General features: G+C 63.1%; 17 protein-coding genes and 1 pseudogene. 4 read left to right on the top strand and 14 right to left on the bottom strand.

All coding sequences use genetic code 11. The features are described 5' to 3' along the window. Positions 1-12: 12 nt before the first annotated feature. Both PAN08_RS07920 and PAN08_RS07915 read right to left on the bottom strand, forming a co-directional pair. Positions 13-1167 carry an efflux RND transporter periplasmic adaptor subunit gene (locus tag PAN08_RS07920; protein ID WP_269791209.1) on the bottom strand — a complete coding sequence of 385 codons (1155 nt, stop codon included), beginning with the start codon at positions 1165-1167 and terminating at the stop codon, positions 13-15. 216 nt (positions 1168-1383) lie between these two features. Next, positions 1384-1611 carry a hypothetical protein gene (locus PAN08_RS07915; RefSeq protein ID WP_269790893.1) on the bottom strand — a complete coding sequence of 76 codons (228 nt, stop codon included), beginning with the start codon at positions 1609-1611 and terminating at the stop codon, positions 1384-1386. 125 nt (positions 1612-1736) lie between these two features. Between PAN08_RS07915 and PAN08_RS07910 the strand changes: the two are divergent. After that, positions 1737-2681 (top strand): annotated as a pseudogene (locus PAN08_RS07910) (LysR family transcriptional regulator); the annotation flags it as partial. A gap of 570 nt (positions 2682-3251) precedes the next feature. Here PAN08_RS07910 and PAN08_RS07905 read toward each other — a convergent pair. The 5 genes from PAN08_RS07905 to PAN08_RS07885 form a co-directional block, all read right to left on the bottom strand. After that, positions 3252-3761 carry a hypothetical protein gene (locus PAN08_RS07905; protein ID WP_269790891.1) on the bottom strand — a complete coding sequence of 170 codons (510 nt, stop codon included), beginning with the start codon at positions 3759-3761 and terminating at the stop codon, positions 3252-3254. A gap of 227 nt (positions 3762-3988) precedes the next feature. After that, the gene (locus tag PAN08_RS07900; RefSeq protein ID WP_269790890.1) at positions 3989-4594 is read right to left on the bottom strand and encodes an inorganic diphosphatase; all 606 of its coding nucleotides are present in this window, start codon (positions 4592-4594) and stop codon (positions 3989-3991) included. 20 nt (positions 4595-4614) lie between these two features. Continuing rightward, positions 4615-5943 (bottom strand): metallophosphoesterase family protein, encoded by a 1329-nt coding sequence (locus PAN08_RS07895; protein ID WP_332840099.1) that lies wholly within the window; start codon positions 5941-5943, stop codon positions 4615-4617. A gap of 41 nt (positions 5944-5984) precedes the next feature. Next, positions 5985-7100, bottom strand: coding sequence for a phytase (locus PAN08_RS07890; protein WP_269790889.1), 1116 nt, complete (start codon positions 7098-7100; stop codon positions 5985-5987). Next, positions 7097-9610: a TonB-dependent receptor gene (locus PAN08_RS07885; RefSeq protein ID WP_269791208.1), complete on the bottom strand. Its 2514-nt coding sequence runs from the start codon at positions 9608-9610 to the stop codon at positions 7097-7099. Before PAN08_RS07885 ends, PAN08_RS07890 begins: the two co-directional genes overlap by 4 nt. Positions 9611-9815: 205 nt before the next feature. On the opposite strand from PAN08_RS07885, the gene upp reads away from it, so the two are divergent. Together upp and PAN08_RS07875 are read left to right on the top strand one after the other, a co-directional pair. Continuing rightward, a complete protein-coding gene (upp, locus tag PAN08_RS07880; RefSeq protein ID WP_269790888.1) occupies positions 9816-10448 on the top strand; it encodes a uracil phosphoribosyltransferase in 633 nt (210 codons plus the stop codon). A 161-nt stretch (positions 10449-10609) separates the two neighbouring features. Then, entirely contained in the window at positions 10610-11020 is a 411-nt protein-coding gene (locus PAN08_RS07875) for a pre-peptidase C-terminal domain-containing protein (protein ID WP_269790887.1), read from the top strand. 152 nt (positions 11021-11172) lie between these two features. Here the strand turns inward: PAN08_RS07875 and PAN08_RS07870 are convergent, their stop codons facing one another. From PAN08_RS07870 to rsmD, 7 genes are all read right to left on the bottom strand, one after another. Continuing rightward, positions 11173-12006: a hypothetical protein gene (locus tag PAN08_RS07870; RefSeq protein WP_269790886.1), complete on the bottom strand. Its 834-nt coding sequence runs from the start codon at positions 12004-12006 to the stop codon at positions 11173-11175. 97 nt (positions 12007-12103) lie between these two features. Further along, positions 12104-12994 carry an MBL fold metallo-hydrolase gene (locus PAN08_RS07865; protein WP_269790885.1) on the bottom strand — a complete coding sequence of 297 codons (891 nt, stop codon included), beginning with the start codon at positions 12992-12994 and terminating at the stop codon, positions 12104-12106. A 285-nt stretch (positions 12995-13279) separates the two neighbouring features. Then, positions 13280-15022 carry a gamma-glutamyltransferase gene (ggt, locus tag PAN08_RS07860; RefSeq protein ID WP_269790884.1) on the bottom strand — a complete coding sequence of 581 codons (1743 nt, stop codon included), beginning with the start codon at positions 15020-15022 and terminating at the stop codon, positions 13280-13282. Continuing rightward, the gene (locus PAN08_RS07855; RefSeq protein ID WP_269790883.1) at positions 15019-15303 is read right to left on the bottom strand and encodes a YfhL family 4Fe-4S dicluster ferredoxin; all 285 of its coding nucleotides are present in this window, start codon (positions 15301-15303) and stop codon (positions 15019-15021) included. The genes ggt and PAN08_RS07855 overlap by 4 nt, the downstream gene beginning before the upstream one ends. Before the next feature lie 285 nt (positions 15304-15588). Continuing rightward, the gene (locus tag PAN08_RS07850) at positions 15589-16080 is read right to left on the bottom strand and encodes a hypothetical protein (RefSeq protein ID WP_269790882.1); all 492 of its coding nucleotides are present in this window, start codon (positions 16078-16080) and stop codon (positions 15589-15591) included. A 43-nt stretch (positions 16081-16123) separates the two neighbouring features. Continuing rightward, positions 16124-16630 carry a pantetheine-phosphate adenylyltransferase gene (gene coaD, locus PAN08_RS07845; RefSeq protein WP_269790881.1) on the bottom strand — a complete coding sequence of 169 codons (507 nt, stop codon included), beginning with the start codon at positions 16628-16630 and terminating at the stop codon, positions 16124-16126. Further along, positions 16627-17247 (bottom strand): 16S rRNA (guanine(966)-N(2))-methyltransferase RsmD, encoded by a 621-nt coding sequence (gene rsmD / locus PAN08_RS07840; RefSeq protein ID WP_269790880.1) that lies wholly within the window; start codon positions 17245-17247, stop codon positions 16627-16629. The genes coaD and rsmD overlap by 4 nt, the downstream gene beginning before the upstream one ends. Positions 17248-17451: 204 nt before the next feature. Between rsmD and htpG the strand changes: the two genes are divergently transcribed. Next, positions 17452-19356, top strand: coding sequence for a molecular chaperone HtpG (htpG, locus tag PAN08_RS07835; RefSeq protein WP_269790879.1), 1905 nt, complete (start codon positions 17452-17454; stop codon positions 19354-19356). Positions 19357-19435: the final 79 nt, after the last annotated feature.

The following is a 19435-nucleotide window of genomic DNA, read 5'->3' as shown; positions in this document are numbered from 1 at the left end:
CGAAACCGTGGATCAGTTCAGCGATGCGGTCTTGCCACCGGCAGCGGGCAATGCCTGCATCGCCACCGGCTTGGCCTGCACCGGCATGCCCGGCATGAATACCTTCTGCACGCCATCAACAATCACCTTGTCGCCGGCCGCCAGGCCCATCTCGACAATGCGCAGGCCTTCGGCAGTACGGCCCAGCTGCACATCCTTGCGCTGCGCCTTGCCGTCCTTGTCCACCACATAGACGTACTTGCGGTCCTGGTCGGTGAGCACTGCCTTGTCATCGATCAACACAGCCTGGAACTCACCGCTGCCGAGCAACCGCACACGCGCAAACAAGCCCGGCGTAAACAGACGCTCGCGGTTGTCCAGCAATGCACGCACGCCGATGGTGCCGGTGCTGCGTGCTACCTGGTTGTCGAGGAAGTCGACTTTGCCGTCATGCGGGAAGCCCTCTTCGCCACTGAGACCCACCTTTACCGGCAATGCTTCGTCGCGCTCGCTTGGGCGCTCGCCCTTGCGTGCCATCTGCGCGTAACGCAGGAAGGTGCTTTCGTCGGCATCGAAGTAGACATGCACCGTATCCAGCGACACCAGCGTGGTCAGCACACTGGCGGCATCGCCTGCGGTGACCAGGTTGCCGGCGGTGACCATCGCGCGGCCAGCACGGCCGTCAATCGGTGCACGCACCTTGGTGAACTCCAGATTCAAGCGCGCTGCATCCAGGGCTGCCTGAGCCGCCATGACCTGCGCACCGGACTGGTCGGCAGCGGCGCGACGTTGCTCTGCCGTTTCCGCTGCGATGGCCTGCTGCTCGGCAAGGCGACGAGCACGTTCGGATTCACTGCGTGCCAACGCTGCCTGCGTGCGTGCGCGTGCCAGTTCGGCCTGCGCGCGATTGAACTCGGCCTGGTAGCTGCGCGCATCGATGGTGAACAACACATCGCCCTTCTTCACCTCCTGGCCTTCGACGTAATTGACCTTGTCGATATAGCCGGACACGCGCGGGCGCAGTTCAACGCTCTGTACCGCTTCGACGCGGCCGCTGAATTCGTCCCACTGGCTGACCTGCTTGACCAGCACCGGGGCGGCACTGACCTGCGGTGCCGGCGGCATGCCGGCTTCTTCTGCGTGACCACCACTGCAAGCGGCAAGCACGGCAAGAGCGAGTGCGGACATGCCGAAAGTGGCAAGGCGCCGCGTGATGCGGGAGGGGAAGGAGATACCGTTCATGTCATGCATCCATGGGGGAGTGGAAAGAAAACGAAAAACCAAATCGACCGGGCGTGCGGCCATGCGCAGCGCAACAACCCAAGGCACTTCTGCGCGACGCTGCGCACACACCGTCGAAACCGGTGCTGCGTCGCCGCTGAATACGCGACACCAGTGTCCCGCTCACGGAAATTTTTCTCCCATTGATGGGACAAAGACCTGCAGCAAAGTCATCAAACCACCTCGCTTCACCTCATCATCCTTGCGCTCAGCGGCGACGTCGGGACCGCTGAAAAGGGTTTCAAAGTTCAACGAATTCAGCTTGTTGACGGGAAAACGGTAACCAGCATTACCGGAGAACGCCGGGATACGGCGGGTCTGGCGGAACTCGGGAAGGTGGCGCAGGCGCATGGCTGCAAATCCGGACTTGGCGGAGGACGAAACAGTAATCCTCTAATCCAGACTTGATTAGTACGAATTCAAGGGAATAATCATCCCGTCGCCGGCACAATCCCGCTGCCGCTAGAGCGCCCCCAATGGCCAACGATCTCAATGACACCCTGATCTTCGTGAAGGTGGTCGAACAGGGCAGCTTCACCGCCGCCGCCCGTCTGCTTGGGCAACCCAAGACCACCGTCAGCCGCAAGGTGCAGGAGCTGGAAAGCCGGCTCGGTGCACGCCTGTTGAATCGGACCACCCGCCGCCTCGGCCTTACCGAAGCGGGCACCGTCTACTACGAACATTGCCAACGCATTGCCCGCGAACTGGAGCAGGCCGAGAGCGCAGTGAGCCAGCTCCAGTCCGGCCCGCGCGGCTGGCTGCGCTTCACCGTGCCCTACTCCATGGGCACGATGTGGATTGCACCACTGTTGAACCAGTTCCAGGCGCAGTACCCGGAAATCCGCGTGGACATGCACCTGGGCAACGAGAAGCTGGACCTCATCGCAGGTGAAACCGACATGGCATTGCGGGTCGGGCCATTGCCCGATTCCAACCTGGTCGCGCGCAAGCTGGGCCGACTGCGCAGCCAGGTATTCGCCAGCCCGGGCTATATCCAGCGCTACGGTGAGCCGCGCCACCCCAGCGAACTGCAGTTCCATCGCACGCTGGCGGTACGCAAGGCACACAACCACAACAACCGCTTCAGCTGGACGCTGGCCGAAGCGGGTGGCGAGATGCAGGAGTTCACGGTCAACCCGGCACTGGTCGCCAACGACCCCGCCGCGCTGAACACCATGCTGGTGGCCGGTGAAGGCCTGATGCTGAGCAGCGACGTGATGGCCAAGCCCTTCGTCGAGTCCGGCATGCTGCGTCGCGTACTGGCCGGTTGGACCGGGCCGGAATACGACTTCAACGCCGTGTTTGCCGGAGGCGGCATGGTGTCGCCGAAGGTCCGCGCGTTCATCGACTTCCTGGTGGACAAGCTCAACTTCGACGTCAACTACATGATGTTGCAGTGCCCGAACGCCGGCCGCCTGGCAGAACTCATCGAGACCCAGCAGCGCCCACAAGGGTTGAAGCTGCCCGATGGCCGCCTATTGGAAGTGCTCAACGCCTGAAGGCCATCGACACGGCGTGCGATGGTTGGCAGGCGCCGTGTTGATGGTCTGCGTATTGCCCGGGCAAGCGAAGCGCCCGGGTAGCATGCGTCGCTGCGGAGCCGGCAGATTTCATCCAGCCTTGCCGCGCGGGAATGCCAGCGAGGTCACCACGACAGACCCGGCGGCGCTGCACTTACCCGGATTACGAAATCTGTTTTGGATTGGGCGTTCGGCGTAGCGAAGTGCGGCTAGCACTCAAGTAGCCAGGCCGCCTCCAGACCGTCATCCCCGCTCAGGGGGGAATCGCTCTGGCTCCTGGCTCTGGCTCTTTTCCACTGCCATTCGCCGCCCATTTCACAAAATGGAATGATTCCCGCCTATGCAGGAATCATGGCCTGAAAGGACCCCAGCGATGCGAGCCCCTTTGCCACGCTGCAGACCACGCGCGGCTCTGGCTGCTCCTACAGCGGAAGGGCCAATAGCCGCGGCTTCATCCGTAGAAGATGCTGCTCAATACCCCGAGCGGTAGTACGGCACCACTGGCACAACGGGTACCAACGGCACGTACTGCACTTCGCGGCACCCGTCATAGCGGCTGCAGCTGCCGAAGTAACCGGGGCCCCAATAGCGCTGACGCGCATCGCGGTTATACGGGCTGTTGTAGAAATCCGGACGGGACAGGTGCCCGGAGCCGTAATAGCGATAAGGCGTAGCGCCCAACGATTCGCTGGCGCTCACGCCCTGCGATGCAACAGCATCACCATCGTTGTCGACATAGCCCAACTCGTTGTCGTAACGCACCATGCGGTAGTAAACGGTTTCCCCGTCCTGCTTGCGGCTGTGCAGGCGCTCCAGCCTGCCGCCACCGGCGTCGGCATAGGCCTGTCCGCCCTCGAACACGACTTCGCTCGGGTTTACGAACTCTTCCTGCAGCGGCACCTGCTGTGCTGTCGCGCCCCAAGCGACGGCAGCCAGCAACACCACTGCCCCTGTCTTGACCAAAAACTTGCCTGCTCGCATGACTATCCTCCGTGATGAGCACCCCGCGCCGTTCCCGCCAGGGCGATGTGTGGGTCTTCGCTTTTGGCTGGAATCTGGAGCGGGCCGTCATCGAAGCCGGCCGACCTTTCGGCCTGGCTTGCTCCGCCGCAGCAACTCCCCAGCACTCGGCGACGGGCCAAATTATAGGCGCAGCGCGGAAGTCATGTCGTGAAGCGTCGCGCGCTTCGGTCTGGCACTCGCAGGGCTTACGGATTCTGTCGCTGATACTGCTGCAACGCTCGCCCGATGATCTGCCGCGCCTCAGCCGTATCGCCCCAGCCATTGAGCTGGATGTCGCCGCCGTCTGGCAGCTGCTTGTAGACACGGAAGAAGGCTTCGATGCGCTGCCGCTCCATTGCCGGCAAGTCGTCCAAGCTGCGCATATCGCGATAGGTCGGGTCGACCGCATCCACCGGCACGCCGACGATCTTCTCGTCCGCCTCGCCGCGATCAACCATGCGCAGCACGCCCAATGGGCGGAAACGGATCACCGCGCCCGGCTGCACCGGGAAGCGCGTCAGCACCAACGCATCCAGCGGGTCGCCATCGCCCGCCAAGGTTCTCGGCATCGAACCATAATTGGCCGGGTAGGCCACTGGCATCGACAGAAACCGATCCACCCGCAGCTCGCCGCCCTCACCCATTTCATACTTGATCGCGCCACCGGCTGGGATTTCCACGACCAGCAGGGCTTCCTCTGGGGCGTTCGTCGCCTGCGCAAGCTGGAACGGATGGACCACACCCGGCGCCGCGCCTGCTGCACACGGCAACAGGCACAGCATCATCGCGACAAATCGCAGCTTCATAGGCATTCCTCGGGGCATGAACCCGATCATTCCCAACACCGGTCGTCACGACCCTTGGGCGACACCGGGCGCGGGCAGTCACGCGGGGCGATGCGGCCTTCGCGCAATTCCCTGAATTGCTTCCGGCCCTTGCCATCACGATTGATCTGAAAGGCGTCATACAGGCGGCCGGTTGCGGTGCGTGCTTCATAGCGCAATTGCTTGCCGTCGAGGTGCAGCACCTGAAACAACTGTGTGTCCTCGGCCACCGGCTCCATCGTCGCCCGCGCCTGTGTCGACAACCGGTACTGTTTGGGGCCGGCCACCGACGAGATGTACTGCGGTAATGCGGCGTTGTCATCAGCACGGCGCCCGTACGTGTGGTCGTGGCCCTGCAGCACCAGATCGACGCGATGCTGCTGCAGCACCGGCCGAATCTGCGTGGCCAGTACCGACGTGTCGCGCTCGGCGCGCAATGGATACAGCGGCTGGTGCACCACCACGATGCTCCACGGCTGCCGGTTGTCAGCGAGCACGCCGCCAAGCCACTGCGCCTGTGCCTGCGCCGTACCGAGATCCAATGCGGAGGTACCGTCCAGCACCACCACGCGCACGCCCTGATAGTCGAACCAGTACGTGGTGTTGGCAGTGGACGGGGCGCCGTTGCTCGGCAGCGCGAAGGTTACCGGCCAGTGCCCACCCAGTACGCGACGCTCTTGCGGTGTGTCTTCGAACTCCTCGAAGTACTCGTGATTGCCCGCAGCCGGTGCAACCGCGATGCCCGGCAGCAGCCAACCGCCAGCGGCGAACCATTCGCCCCACTCGCTATCATCCTGACCGTCGCCACCACTGACCAAATCGCCCGCGAACAGCGCCAGCCGTGCATCCGGTGCGGTCTGCCAGCCTTGGCGGATCACCCGGCTGACGTGACTGAGGTTCTTGTTCTGGGTGTCACCGAAGTACAGCAGGGTCAGAGGCTGCCCGGCGGCACCCCCGGTGCGGAAGTGATGCCACGCACTCCAGGTGTCCTGCCCCTGCACGCGGTAGGCGTACAGCGTGTCCGGTTGCAGTCCGTCGATATCGGCACGATGGTGCTGCGACGGGCCGTTCTCGCTCTGCAGAACGCGACTAGCAGCGGTGACCTGCCGCACGTTCCCCATATCCGGCGAGTCACCTGCCAGCGCCAGTTCCAGCATCGGTGGCACCGTCAAAGTCGACGTGCGCCAAGCCACCGCGAAACCGGTGGCCGCGTCCTGTGCCGGCGAAGCGACGATGCGATCCGGGAACCCACTGGCTGCGTAATGCCGGCTGCCGGCCGGCACCTGCGTATTTGGCTCTGCGGCCGGAGCGACCCCCACCGCTCCGGCCGCCACCATCGTGGCTGCCAACAGCAGCCACTGCCTCTTACCCCTGAACGTCACAGCGCGCAGTCCTGCGGCAGCGACAACGCCTTGGCGATATCACGCCAATCAAACGCCACCACACCCTGATCGTCATGCACTGCATACAAAGCCCCTTGCGGGAACCGCGCCGACGGCTGTTGGCTATTCCAGATCCCGTCGGTGTTGGCCACGGTACTGCCGTGGAACGCACCCACCGGGGCCAGCGTTTTGCGATCGAACAGATGGAACACGCTGCGGTCCTTGCCCTGCTCGGTGGTGATCCACCAGCCGCCATCGCCACAGGTACGCAGCATCACACCCTCGGCCTGCGCCTTGAACATGCCATTGCCGAACGTGTTGCCGGTGAAGTCGCCAGCCAGCGTGTAGACCTTGAACTCGCTGGCATAGGTTTCGTCTTCTTCGGCCACCAGCAAACGGTCATTGGCCGGGTCGCCCCAGATCGACTCAACCACTCGCAACGCGCCCTTCGGCGTGGTGTCACCGATGCTGCGCACCAAAGTGGCCTGCACGCCACTGCCGCCCAGAGTGACGTGGTAGCGACGCACGCGCTCGTTCAAGCGCTCCAGCGCCGGCAGGATGTCGTTGCCCGCGGCATCTTCGCCATCGTCATAGGAGTCTGTGACGTAAACGTCGTAGCCGTTCTGCGCCGGGTTCACCCACACGCCATAGGGCTTGCGCAGATCGCCGCTGGCGAACACGCCCAACGGTTTGAAATCGGGAAGCTGCAACACCTGCACGCGTCGGTTGTCACGTTCGACGATGAATACCAGGTCACCCGTCACCGCGATGCCATTGGGGCGATCAAATTGCCCCAGCGCTTTGCCCGTGCTTCCCACGTCACGCAGGTGCTTGCCAGTCTGGCCGTCGTAGACCACCAGTTTGTCGGTGGCCTTGGCGGTGGCGATCAGCCACAGCTGGCCATCGGGGGCCCGCCAGCTGGCTGGCGAGTCGATGTTGTCGGCTGGCGTCATCGGGGTCAGGAACGCTTCGGCCACCGCCACTGCCGCCGGCGCTGTCGCAACGGCGCCTTCGGCAACATCGGCGGCAGTCGGCGGATGGGATGCCTTCGGTGTCGGCTGGCAAGCCGTCAGTGCCAACGCGACGGCGGCACCCAGCAGCGCGGCCCTCACAGCGCCACCTTCAGGCCAACCGCGTAGGTGCGGCCGTACTCTTCGTTCTGCAGGGTGCGCGAACGCACGCCTTGGTAAAGCTCCAGCGGCTTGTCGAGCAGGTTGGATGCCTCGAAGTACACACTCATGCTCTTGCTGACCTTGTAGTCGAGGCTGAAATCCAGCTGTGTGTGCGGGGCGACGTAGATGTCGTAGGCACTGTTCTTGCCAATGGTGTCGAGATATTCGCTGCGGTACACGCCGGCCAGGCGCGTGCTGAAGCCCGCCCACTCGTAGCCGACATGCGCGCTGTATACATTCTTGGATGCACGCGGCAGGGTGAAATCATCGTTGTGACGGCCGGCAATACCAGGGTCGTAATCGGTGTCCAGCCAGGTACCGCTCACGCCCACCAGCAAGCCCGACCAAGCACCCGGCAGGAACGCCAACTGCTGCTGCCAATTGAACTCGGCACCGAACACCTTGGCCTTGTCGCCGTTGATCGCGCGGGTCACGTCGAAGCCCGGGTATTCCGCGTCCTCGTCGGTGATGGTTTCCACGATGTAGCCGTCGATGGATTTGTTGAACAGACCCAGCGAAACAATGCCGCTGTCACCCAGGTAACGCTCGATCGAGAAATCAAGATTGGTGGATTCGTACGGATCCAGCATCGGGTTGCCGACACGCACTTCCATGTCATCGCGGTTCACGCCCAGGCGCGGCGACACATCACCGAACGACGGACGTGCCACGGTCTTGTTGACCGAGCCGCGCAGTACCCAATTGTTGCTGGTGTCGTAGCGCAGATGCAGGCCCGGCAGCACGTTGGTGTAACTGTTGTTCGCAGTGCGCGGTGTGACGACCGCGTTCTTGCCATCGGCGTCGATGTCCACCTGGTTGCCAGTGGCGTCGAACTGGGTGTTCTCAACGCGTACGCCGCCGATCACGCGCAGTGCGCCGATGTCCCAGGTGCCCATTGCATACGCGGCAAAGATGTCTTCGTTAGCGGTGTAGTCCTCTTCCAGCGAGGCCATTACATTGCCCGCCACTTCCTGCGGACGTGCGCTGTACAGGCTGCCATTGGTCGCCCACCACTTGCGCATCGCCGCCGAACTCATGCCCTGCCCCAGTGGGCCGCCGCGATGGTCCAGGGTTTCGCCGTTCCAGGTGGTCAGGTCCACCGCCGGGCCCTTGCGCAGCTCGGCTTCATCCACGTTCACCGCGCGCTCGCGCCAACGGCCAAGCACGCCAAACTTGTAGCTGGCGCGGTCACCGTCGAAGCGGATATTGACCTGCGCGCTGCGCTCACTGTCATCCACCTGCTTGGGTGCGAGCACCACACGGTCGAACTTGTAATTGGCGCTATCGGTCCAACCGTTGTCACTGAGCGACAAACCCGGAATGCCGCTGTTCTGGTCGATGGTGGCCGACAGGTCATCACCGTCGTACTTGAAGCGCGCCTCCATCTCGTCATTCACGCGTTCGCGGGTCTTTGTATAACCCAGGCGATAGTCGAGCACGGCGTTGGTCAGGCGATTCTCACCGCCGATGCTGGCGGCGAAGGTGTTCTCTTCCTTGGTGCGGTAGCGCATGCGCTTGGAAATGGCATCGGCCGGCAGGTCATCGACCTGATAGCGCCCGTTACCCAGCGCGCTGATGCTGCCATCCTCCAGCCCGAACACGGTCCGTTGGCGGGTTTCGGCATCGTCGAAGCGGCTGTACAGCGTGCGCAGGTAATAGCGGTTGTCATCATCCGGGTGCCAATCCAGATTGAGGTTGGCACCGGTGCGCTCGCGTTCGATGGTGTACTTGCGGCGCTGCAGCTCGGTGACGACCAGATCGTCGTCCGCGCCGCCGTCGAAGGTGTCATAGGCCGCTTCGGTGTTGTCCGACTCGAAGGTGCGCTTCTGGTAGTTCACACCCAGCGCCACGCCGAAGGTGTCGTTGAACACCTCGCTGTAATTGAAAGCGGCTTTGGGGCTGGTTTCACCGGACAGCTGCTGATGGCTGGCCTCAATCTTGCCCTTCAGCGAGCGCCCATCGCGGTCGAATGCCGAGGCCGATTCCACCACCACGCTGCCGCCGATGGCATCGCCCGGCATGTCCGGCGTGGCCGACTTGATCACCCGCAGACGCTCGGTCGAGTCGGTGGGAATCACGTCCAGCGGCGCACCGCGCGATGAATCCTCCGGGGTGCCCACGGCGATACCGTCAATGCTGACGCTGTTGAGCGCCGCATCCAGACCACGCACCACCACAAAGCGACCTTCGCCCTGGTCACGGGTGACGCTGACGCCCGGCAGACGCTGCAGGGATTCGGCCACGTTCATGTCCGGATAGTCGCCCATGGAGTCAGACGCAATGCCGTCCTGGATCCCATTGGCATCGCGCTTGAGCTCCACCGCGCGAGTTTGCGCTTCCAACTGCGGACGCACCTCGATCCGCTCCAGGTCCACCGCGCCTGCGGCGGCGACAGCCACCACCGATCCGTCCGATGCCACCTGCTGCGCCCCTGCCGGCGCAGCAGCCATGCAGGCCACCACGGTCGTTACTGCCACCACCAACACGCTCTTGCGCACACCTGCCCCCGGAACTGTGTAAAGGATGGGTGCGCACGTTATGTCCGTTGGGTTGCGCCACCATGACAGCCCCGAGGCGGGAATATTTCAGCGGTGTACTGGCCTAGTACAGAACGCCTACGGCAAACTGTGGCATCTCCCCAGTAGCACCTCCGCCATGAAGATCGTCGAAGTCCGTCACCCCCTGGTCCAGCACAAGATCGGCCTGCTCCGCGATGCGGCCATGAGCACCAAGGATTTCCGTGAAGTGGTCAACGAGTTGGGCACGCTGCTGGCCTATGAGGCCACCGCCGATCTGGACACCGAAACCCACACCACCGCCGGCTGGGCGGGCCCAGTGCAGGTTCAGCGCATCGCTGGCGCCAAGATCACCGTGGTGCCGATCCTGCGTGCTGGCCTGGGCATGCTCACTGGCGTGCTGTCGCTGATTCCCGCCGCCCGCGTGAGCGTGGTCGGCCTGCAGCGCGACGAAGAAACCCTGGAAGCGGTGCCGTACTTCGAACGCCTGACCGGTCGACTGGAAGAGCGCGATGCGCTAATCCTGGACCCGATGCTGGCCACCGGCGGCACCCTGATCGCCACCATCGACATGCTCAAGCGTGCCGGCGCCCGCCGCATCAAGGGCATCTTCCTGGTCGCCGCACCGGAAGGCCTGCAGGCCGTGGAAGCGGCCCACCCCGACGTGGAAATCTACGCCGCCGCCATCGACGAGCGCCTCAACGACAAGGCCTACATCCTGCCCGGTCTGGGCGATGCCGGTGACCGCATCTTCGGCACGCGCGTCGGCTGAAGCCATCGCGCCTCGCAGCGCGTTCCTGCCGCATGACTTGGTGATCTATCCGCATCGCGGCTCGCATGAATGCCGCCTTGCGCGGCGCGCCGCATTGACGCGCGCTGACAACCCAACGGCGTAGCGTTGCTTATTCACGGACAAAGACAAGAGAGCATTCCATGAAGCATTTCGCGACGCTCGCATTTGCAACGCTGCTGGCCTGCGCCACTGCACCGGCACTGGCTCAGGACAACATCACCACCACGGCGGTTCACTTCACCAAGGGCGCAAGCAGCGCCACCGTGCCCGGCGCGGTGAAAGGCTACGACAGCGCCCGTTACACGCTCTCGGCACGGGCTGGGCAGACGATGCGGGTAAGCATCACCGGCAGCAGCAATGCCAATTTCAACGTCTTCGCCCCGGGCGATGTGCCTGGTGCCGCCACAGCAATCGGCAGTGGTGCGGTGGGCCAGGACTGGAACGGCACGCTGCCGACCAACGGCACCTACACCGTGCAGGTTTATCAGATGCGCGCCTCGGCACGTCGCGGCCAGAACGCCGCCTACAACATCAGCTTCGGTATTCACTGAATACGCTTGAACAGTGGCAACGCGCTGCCACTCCAGTGAGCTGAAGCAGCGTTTTCGTTGTTCACCAGGATCAGCCTGACATCACGTCGGCTGTTTCTTAACGGATTTCCGGGGCAATGCGCCCGGAAATCCGCACCGCGCCATGACCAACCTCAGCGACGCAACCACTGTTCGCCAGCCGCCGCCGGCGCATCCAACACCTCGCGTGCTTGTTCGTCACCCAACAGCTCGGCTTGCAGGAACGCGGTCCCCAGCTGCTGCGCCCGCTCGAACTGGCCCGCTTCACCGCCAATCAGGTTGTGATCGCCACCGGGCAGCACCACGGCAATCTTGTCACCGGCGGCTGCGGTCTCCACCGGGTACAGATGATCGGCCGGATTGCTGACGAATCCCTGCACGACATCCTTGTCGCCGGTGACCAGCAGCAGCGGAACAGCCAGCGAGGCATAGGAGTCAGGCCCGATCAAGCCTGGAATCCTGCCTGGCGACGAAAAGCCCACCACCGCGACCACCGACGGATCACGCAACGGCCCGAGGTTTGCCAATGCACCACCCAACACAGTCGATATCAGTGTGCCGAGGCTGTGGCCGCCCGCAGCGACCGGTATGCCCGGCCAATGCGCTGCGGCATAGCTGCTGGCTGCTTTCATGTCGGCAAAGCGCTCACCCAGGCTTTGCTGCAGCGTGAACCGATCACGCTCCGGGTACTTCATCGAGTCCACATGCAGTGGCGCCAGCACCACGAAACCTGCATCGGACCACGTCTGCAACAAGCGGTCATACCGCTCCGGCCAAGCGCCGTGTCCACTGGAAAACAGGACCACACCACGAACCTTTGCCGGTTCCCAGATGTCCATCGTCGTCGCTCGCTCCGCACTGACATGCAGCGTTACCGTCAGGGTGGGGGCTGCCAGCAAGCTGGCCCCAGGGGCCAGCAACAACGTGCCGGCAAACAGGATGCGGCGAAACACTGAGCGAAAGTTCAAGGGACTGATCCGGTCGTGGAAATTGGGATCAGTTTCTACGGCGCCATCCGGCAAGAACAGCGCCAGACGTCAGCGGTTGCGCATGACAGTCGTCATCTCAGGCCGCCAACGTGCGCGCCTTCAACTCGCCCACTTCATGGGCAGTGCCGAATCGGCCCTTCTCATCACGCACCACCTGCGCCATCGCGCACTCGGGGTCATGGGTGAAAAACAGATGCACGTTGCGCGCGAGTTTGTCTTCAAGGAAGGCGCGCTTTTCGTCGATCAGCAGCTCGGCATTGCGGTCATAGCCCATGGTGATCGGCACGTGCACCCACGAGCGCCCCGGGATCAGGTCGGCGCAGAACACCACACCGCCGCGCGACTGCCCGTTGACCTGCTCCGGGCCGACGATTTCGGCCAGCATCAGGCCCGGCGTATGGCCATCGCTGTAGCTGAAACGCACCGATTCGCCCAAGGTCTTTGAGTACTCGCCCGCGACCACTTCCAGCCGTCCGCTGGCTTCCAGCAGGCCCGGCAATTCGGGGATGAAGCTGGCCCGGTCGCGCGGATGCGGATGCCGCGCGCGCTCCCAATGCGCGGCGCCGACCACGAAGGTGGCATTGGGAAACAGCAGCTCGGGCTCGCGGCCTTCCGACCATGGTGCCAGCAGGCCACCGGCATGATCGAAATGCAGATGGCTGAGCACCACCACGTCGATGTCCTCATGCTCGAAACCTGCTTCGCGCAATGAGTCCATCAGAATGTGGCGCGGTTCCTGCACGCCGAAACGCTCACGCAACTTCGGCTCGAAGAACGCACCGATGCCGGTTTCAAACAGCACCGTCTTGCCGCCCAGCGGGCTGGCGAGCAAGGCCCGGCACGCTAGTTCAATGCGATTGAGATCATCCGACGGCGACCATTTTTCCCACAACGCTTTTGGAGCGTTGCCGAACATTGCGCCGCCATCGAGTTTTTGCGAATTACCGCGGATCGACCAAAGTTTCATATGAAAAATTCTACCCGGCACACGTTAAATATTCGCAATTTGGAAGCGCCGGATTATTGACACTGCCAGTAACGATTGTTCTGAAATGTTCGACCATCCGCAGGCAACCCGATTGATGCTGGATTTTGCTCTCAACGCTCAAATATCGAACATACGAGCCCTGAGCGACAGGGGCTTTCCTGGCAATCCTTCAGCGAAGCACCGCCCCGCTCTACGCAGCCATCACAAGCCACAAACACCCCATACAAAAACCCCGCTCGAAAGCGGGGTTTTTATTGATCAACCTCAGTTGGTCTTTTCCGGCTTTACCACCCGGGCGCTACCCACCGGGTTACGCGGATCGCTGCCGCCGTAAAGCGTATTGCTGGCACGGTCCCACTCCACCGTCTGCAGGTTGCCCCACACGTGGCTGGAACCACGACCGCCGGCAGCAGTGTCACCCGGCAGGTCGATCTTGTGGCCCATGGACTGCAGCTGCTTGATGGTATCAACGTCGAACGCGCCATCTTCCGCTTCGATCAGATCCGGCAGCCACTGGTGGTGATAACGCGGCAAGGCCGCAACCTGCTGCGCGGTCAGGCCATCGTCGTAACCGAGGATGCCCAGCAGCACCATGGTGATGATGCGACTACCACCCGGCGTACCGATCACGACGACCTTGTCCGCGTTCTCCATGAACGTCGGGGTCATCGAGCTGAGCATGCGCTTGCCCTTCTTCGGCGCATTGGCGGCGTAACCCATCACACCAAACGCATTGGGCGTCCCCGGCTTCAGCGCGAAGTCGTCCATCTCGTTGTTGAGCAATACACCAGTGCCGGCCGGGATCAGCCCCGAGCCATACAGCAGGTTCACCGTCTGTGTGCCGCCGACGCGATTGCCTTCACTGTCGATGATCGAGAAATGCGTGGTCTCGTCGTCTTCAAGCGGCGTCGGGTTACCCGACAACATATCGCTGGGCGTGGCCCTTTCCGGATGGATGGTGGCGCGCAGGCCCTGGGCGTAGTCGTGGCTGGTCAGCACCTTCTGCGGGATGTCGACAAAGTCCGGATCGCCCAGGAAGAAGGTGCGGTCGCGATAGGCGCGGCGCATGGCTTCCACCACCAGGTGGGTGCGGTGCGCCTGGTCCATCTTGCTCAGATCCCAGCCTTCCAGAATCTGCAACATTGCGGCCAGCGCGATACCACCGGAGGACGGCGGCGAGGCCGTGGTGATCTTCCAATCGCGGTAGTTGAAGACGATGGGCTCGCGGGTCTTGACCGTGTAGCCGACCAGCTCCTCGGCGGTCCAGCGGCCGCCGGCCTGCTTCACGCCAGCCAGCAGCTTGCGGCCGGTTTCGCCACGGTAGAAGCCGTCAAAGCCCTTCTCGGCCAGCAACTGCAGCGTGTGCGCCAGCTCCGGCTGCTTGAACAGGTCGCCTTCGGCAATCGGGCGGCCGTTGCGCAGGTAGACCTCACGCGTCCCGGGGTAACGCTCCATCACTTCGCGACGTGAGGCGTAGCCATTTGCCATGCGCGCGTAAACCGGGAAGCCATCAGTGGCAACGCGGATGGCCGGCGTCAGCGATTCGGTCAGCGGCAGACGGCCGTGTTCACGCGCCAGCTGCACCAACGCCGCCGGCAAGCCTGGGATACCAGCCGACCATGGGCCGTTGACCGAACGGTCGCGGTCCAGGTCGCCCTTCTTGTCCAGAAACTGTTCCGGCGTGGCGGACTCCGGCGCGGTTTCGCGCGCGTCGAGCATCACGTCCTTGCCGGTCTTGGCATCGTGCAGCAGGAAGAAACCGCCACCGCCCAAGCCTGAGCTGATCGGCTCAACCACCGCCAGCGTCGAGGACACGGCGATGGCAGCATCGAACGCATTGCCGCCCTTGGCGAGGATTTCCATGCCGGCATCGGTGGCCAGCGAGTGACCACTGGCAATCACCGCGCCATCGGGGTGCGATGCGCGTGCCTGCGGCGCATCAGCCGCCCATGCAGCGGGCGTCGATACCAGCGCAAACAACATCAGGGAACGGGCAATGATCTTCATGCCGACGGATTCTCCGGTTCGTAAAGTTCGGGGTGATCGCGCTGCAAGCCAAACAATTTGGCCAACAGCTGATCCTGAGTTTCAGGGATGTCCGGGTCCGGGTCGATGCACTCCACAGGGCACACCACCACGCATTGCGGCTCATCAAAATGGCCGACGCACTCGGTACAGCGGGCCGGGTCGATCACGTAGATCGTCTCGCCCATGGAAATGGCCTGATTCGGGCAGGCTGGCTCGCAAACGTCGCAGTTGACGCAGAGCTCATTGATTTTGAGTGACATGATTACTGCCTTCCCGTCAGGGCGGGCGTTTCAACCGAACATGTCGGTTGATTTCCGGAATTCATCGCAGAAGCGGCTTCAGCCACAAAATTGGCAAGGGTTCCGATTGGGGGTCTGCAATTGCAATCCTGCTGACAGTTGTTTCTTCAGTAGCTTGGCGGCTGAAGCCGCTCGTACAACAACCTTGAAAAGCAAGGCAGGGCCGCTATGCGGCCCCTGCCCGGTCCCCGCCCTAGCGAGGATGACGCCGTGGTGCGTGGTCGCATGCGACCACACGCTACTGCATCACTTGGCTTCGACGAAGATGTAGTCGGCGCCGGTCGGCTGGACAATGGTCTGCACGCGGGCGTTATCAGCGGCATCGCCGATGAACACCACACGTACACCCTTCATCGAGTCAGCCTGCACACCCTTGAAGCCGGCTTCAATCATGTCGGCCATCTTGGCCGAGGCCGACGAACCGAAGGCCAGCATGTTGCCCGGCTGGATGCCACGGCTGATGGCAGTGGTGGCGCTCTCAACCTGACGCTCGTACTTGGCGGCAAACTCCGGATCCGACTCCGGCGGGAGGTAGTACAGGAACGGGCTGGCAGTGATGTTGCCCATGTTCTGCACGGCCACAGCCTGCAGGTACTTTTTCCAGCCTGCATCGTCGTCCTTGGCCGGGGCGACCAGCGCCTGCTGGGCTTCGGCCACCGGAGCAGCGTCGTCCTTCTTGCAGGCCGTGAAGCCCAGCACCATCGAAGCGGCAAGCATCACGCGCATCGTGTTCTTCATGTTTCTTCTCCCTTTTGAGGTTCTGTACAACTGTTCGGAGGGTTTACTTGCCCGCGCGGGCTTCGCGGGCGTTACGCAACGCTTCCAGCACGGTGGCCGGCACGAAACCGGATACATCCCCTCCCAGCCGGGCGATTTCACGCACCAGCGAGGAGGAAATGAAGCTGTGTTGTTCGGACGGGGTCAGAAACAGGGTCTCGACCTCCGGGATCAGATGGCGGTTCATGCTTGCCATCTGGAACTCATATTCAAAATCGGACACCGCACGCAGGCCCCTTAGCAGCACACCGCCATGGCAGGCACGGACAAAATGGGCCAGCAGGGTGTCAAAGCCCACCACTTCCACATTGTCGTGGTGCTTCAAGGCTTCCACGGCCAGCGACACGCGCAGTTCCAACGGCAGCGTCGGGCCCTTGGCCGGGCTTTGGGCCACGCCCACCACCACCTTCTCGAACAACGGCGCGGCGCGGTTAACAAGGTCGATATGACCGTTGGTGATCGGGTCGAACGTCCCCGGGTAAACGGCAATACGGCGATTGGCTGTAGTCATGCGGGTTCAGGCGCGTTCATGTCGCCGCGAAGTGTAGCAGCGGCTTGTCGATACAGGGCATAGCTCACATCGCGGGTACTTCCCTCGCGATGCAGGTTCCAGCCGGCCGGCAACCGCAGCCCCGCGCCAGACGGGGCTTCCACATAAAGCCACGCGCCCGGGGCGAGATGCTCCGGCAGCCGTTCGATCACCTGCTCCCAAAGCCCAGCTGCAAAGGGCGGGTCCAGGAACACCAGATCGGCCTGCGCAGACGCAGCGCTGCCCAGCCACTGCACCGCGTCGCCCTGGAACACCTGCACCAGCTCAGCCGCCTCCAGTTTGCCAACCACGCCGCGCAATGCTGCTACCAGCGCCGGATCCCGCTCAACCAGCTGTGCCGAGGCCGCCCCACGCGATACCGCCTCCAGCCCCAGCGCGCCACTGCCGGCGAACAAATCCAGCACCCGCGCGCCCGGCAGCTTGGGCATCAGCCAGTTGAACAGGGTCTCGCGAACACGGTCGCTGGTGGGCCGTAGGCCCTGTACCTGCGGCACTTCGAGCCGCGTATTGCGCCAGCGGCCGCCAATGATCCGTACCTGGCCGACAGCCGCCGGCGCATTGCCGCGCCCGCGGCTCATGCCGCCGCAACCGGCAAAACGATCAACAACAGCTGGTAAATCAACAACATCTGCGGGGCACCCGGCAACAATCAAATTAGGCCACAGATGATAGACCAGCGCCCCGCCACGCAGCGCACACCTTGAAATCGGCCGGTTCACCCTTACCCCTGTGTCAGCCGCCGCGCTCGTCGCGGCACGTCAGCCAGGGAGTACGACCGACCGATGAACGCACAAAGCCACAAGGAAACCCGCGGGTTCCAGACCGAGGTGAAGCAGCTGCTGCACCTGATGATCCACTCGCTGTACTCGAACAAGGAAATCTTCCTGCGCGAGTTGGTGTCCAACGCCGCCGACGCCAGCGACAAGCTGCGCTTCGAGGCGCTGACCCAGCCGGAACTGCTGGAAGGCGGCGCGCCGCTGCGCATCCGCATCGAGGCCGACCCGGCCGCGCGCACCCTGACCATTGACGACAACGGCATTGGCCTCAGTCGCGATGAAGCCATCGCGCACCTGGGCACCATTGCCAAGTCCGGCACCGCCGAGTTCCTGAAGAACCTGTCCGGCGACCAGAAGAAAGATTCCAACCTGATCGGCCAGTTCGGCGTGGGCTTCTATTCGGCCTTCATCGTCGCCGACCAGGTTGACGTGTACAGCCGCCGCGCCGGCCTGCCGGCCAGCGAAGGCGTGCATTGGTCCTCGCGCGGTGAGGGTGAGTTTGAGGTGGAAACCATCGACAAAGCCGAGCGCGGCACCCGCATCGTGCTGCACCTGAAGGAAGGCGAAGAAGGCTATACCGACGGCTGGCAGCTGCGCAGCCTGATCAAGAAGTACTCCGACCATATCGGCCTGCCGATCGAGCTGCAGAAAGAACATCACGGCGAAGAGGCCGACAAGCCCGCCACGCCGGAATGGGAAACCGTCAATCGCGCCAATGCGCTGTGGACCCGCTCCAAGTCCGAGATCACGGACGAGGAATACAAGGAGTTCTACAAGCACCTCGCGCACGATCCGGCCGATCCGCTGGCGTGGACCCACAACAAGGTCGAAGGCAAGCTCGAGTACACCTCACTGCTGTACACCCCTGGCCGCGCACCGTTCGACCTGTACCACCGGGATGCACCGAAGGGTTTGAAGCTCTATGTGCAGCGCGTTTTCATCATGGACCAGGCCGAGCAGTTCCTGCCGCTGTACCTGCGCTTCATCAAGGGCGTGGTGGATTCCAACGACCTGCCATTGAATGTCTCGCGCGAAATCCTGCAGTCCGGGCCCGTGATCGACTCGATGAAGTCGGCGCTGACCAAGCGTTCGCTGGACATGCTGCAGAAGCTGGCCAAGGACCAGCCGGAAGCCTACGCAGGCTTCTGGAAGAACTTCGGCCAGGTGCTGAAGGAAGGCCCGGCAGAAGACTTCAACAACCGCGAGAAGATCGCCGGACTGCTGCGCTTCACCTCCACCCATGACGGCAGCGGCGAGCAGAACGTGGCATTGGCGGACTACGTCAGCCGCATGATCGAAGGCCAGGACAAGATTTATTACCTGACCGGTGAGAGCTTCCAGCAGGTCAAGGACAGCCCGCATCTTGAGGTGTTCCGCAAGAAGGGCATCGAAGTGCTGCTGATGACCGACCGCATCGACGAGTGGCTGATGAGCTACCTGCACGAATTCGATGGCAAGTCATTTGCCGACATCGCGCGCGGCGACCTGGACCTGGGCAAGCTGGAGTCGGAAGAAGACAAGAAGGCACAGGAAGAAGTCGCCAAGACCAAGGAAGCGCTGGTCACGCGTCTGAAGACTGCGCTGGGCGAAGACGTCGCTGAAGTGCGTGTCTCGCACCGCCTGACCGACTCCCCGGCCATCCTCGCCATCGGCGAGCAGGACCTGGGCTTGCAGATGCGTCAGATACTGGAAGCCAGCGGCCAGAAGGTGCCCGACTCCAAGCCGGTGTTCGAGTTCAACCCCGCGCACCCGTTGATTGAAAAGCTGGATGCCGAAACCGACACCGGCCGCTTCAATGACCTGGCACACGTGTTGTTTGACCAGGCCGCGCTGGCTGCTGGCGACAGCCTCAAGGACCCGGCCGGCTACGTGCGTCGCCTGAACAAGCTCCTGCTGGAGTTGTCGGCCTAACGCCGCAAACGCTGGGATTCCAATTCCAGCCCAGGCAGCGTCAGCCGTCGCTGGCGTACCCGCCCCTCCCTTTTGCCGA

The sequence above is a fragment of the Stenotrophomonas sp. Iso1 genome (genome assembly GCF_027497995.1).
Classification (GTDB): Bacteria; Pseudomonadota; Gammaproteobacteria; order Xanthomonadales; family Xanthomonadaceae; genus Stenotrophomonas.
The sequence above is the reverse complement of the archived record's forward strand: the minus strand, read 5'-3'. Positions and strand labels throughout refer to the sequence as shown.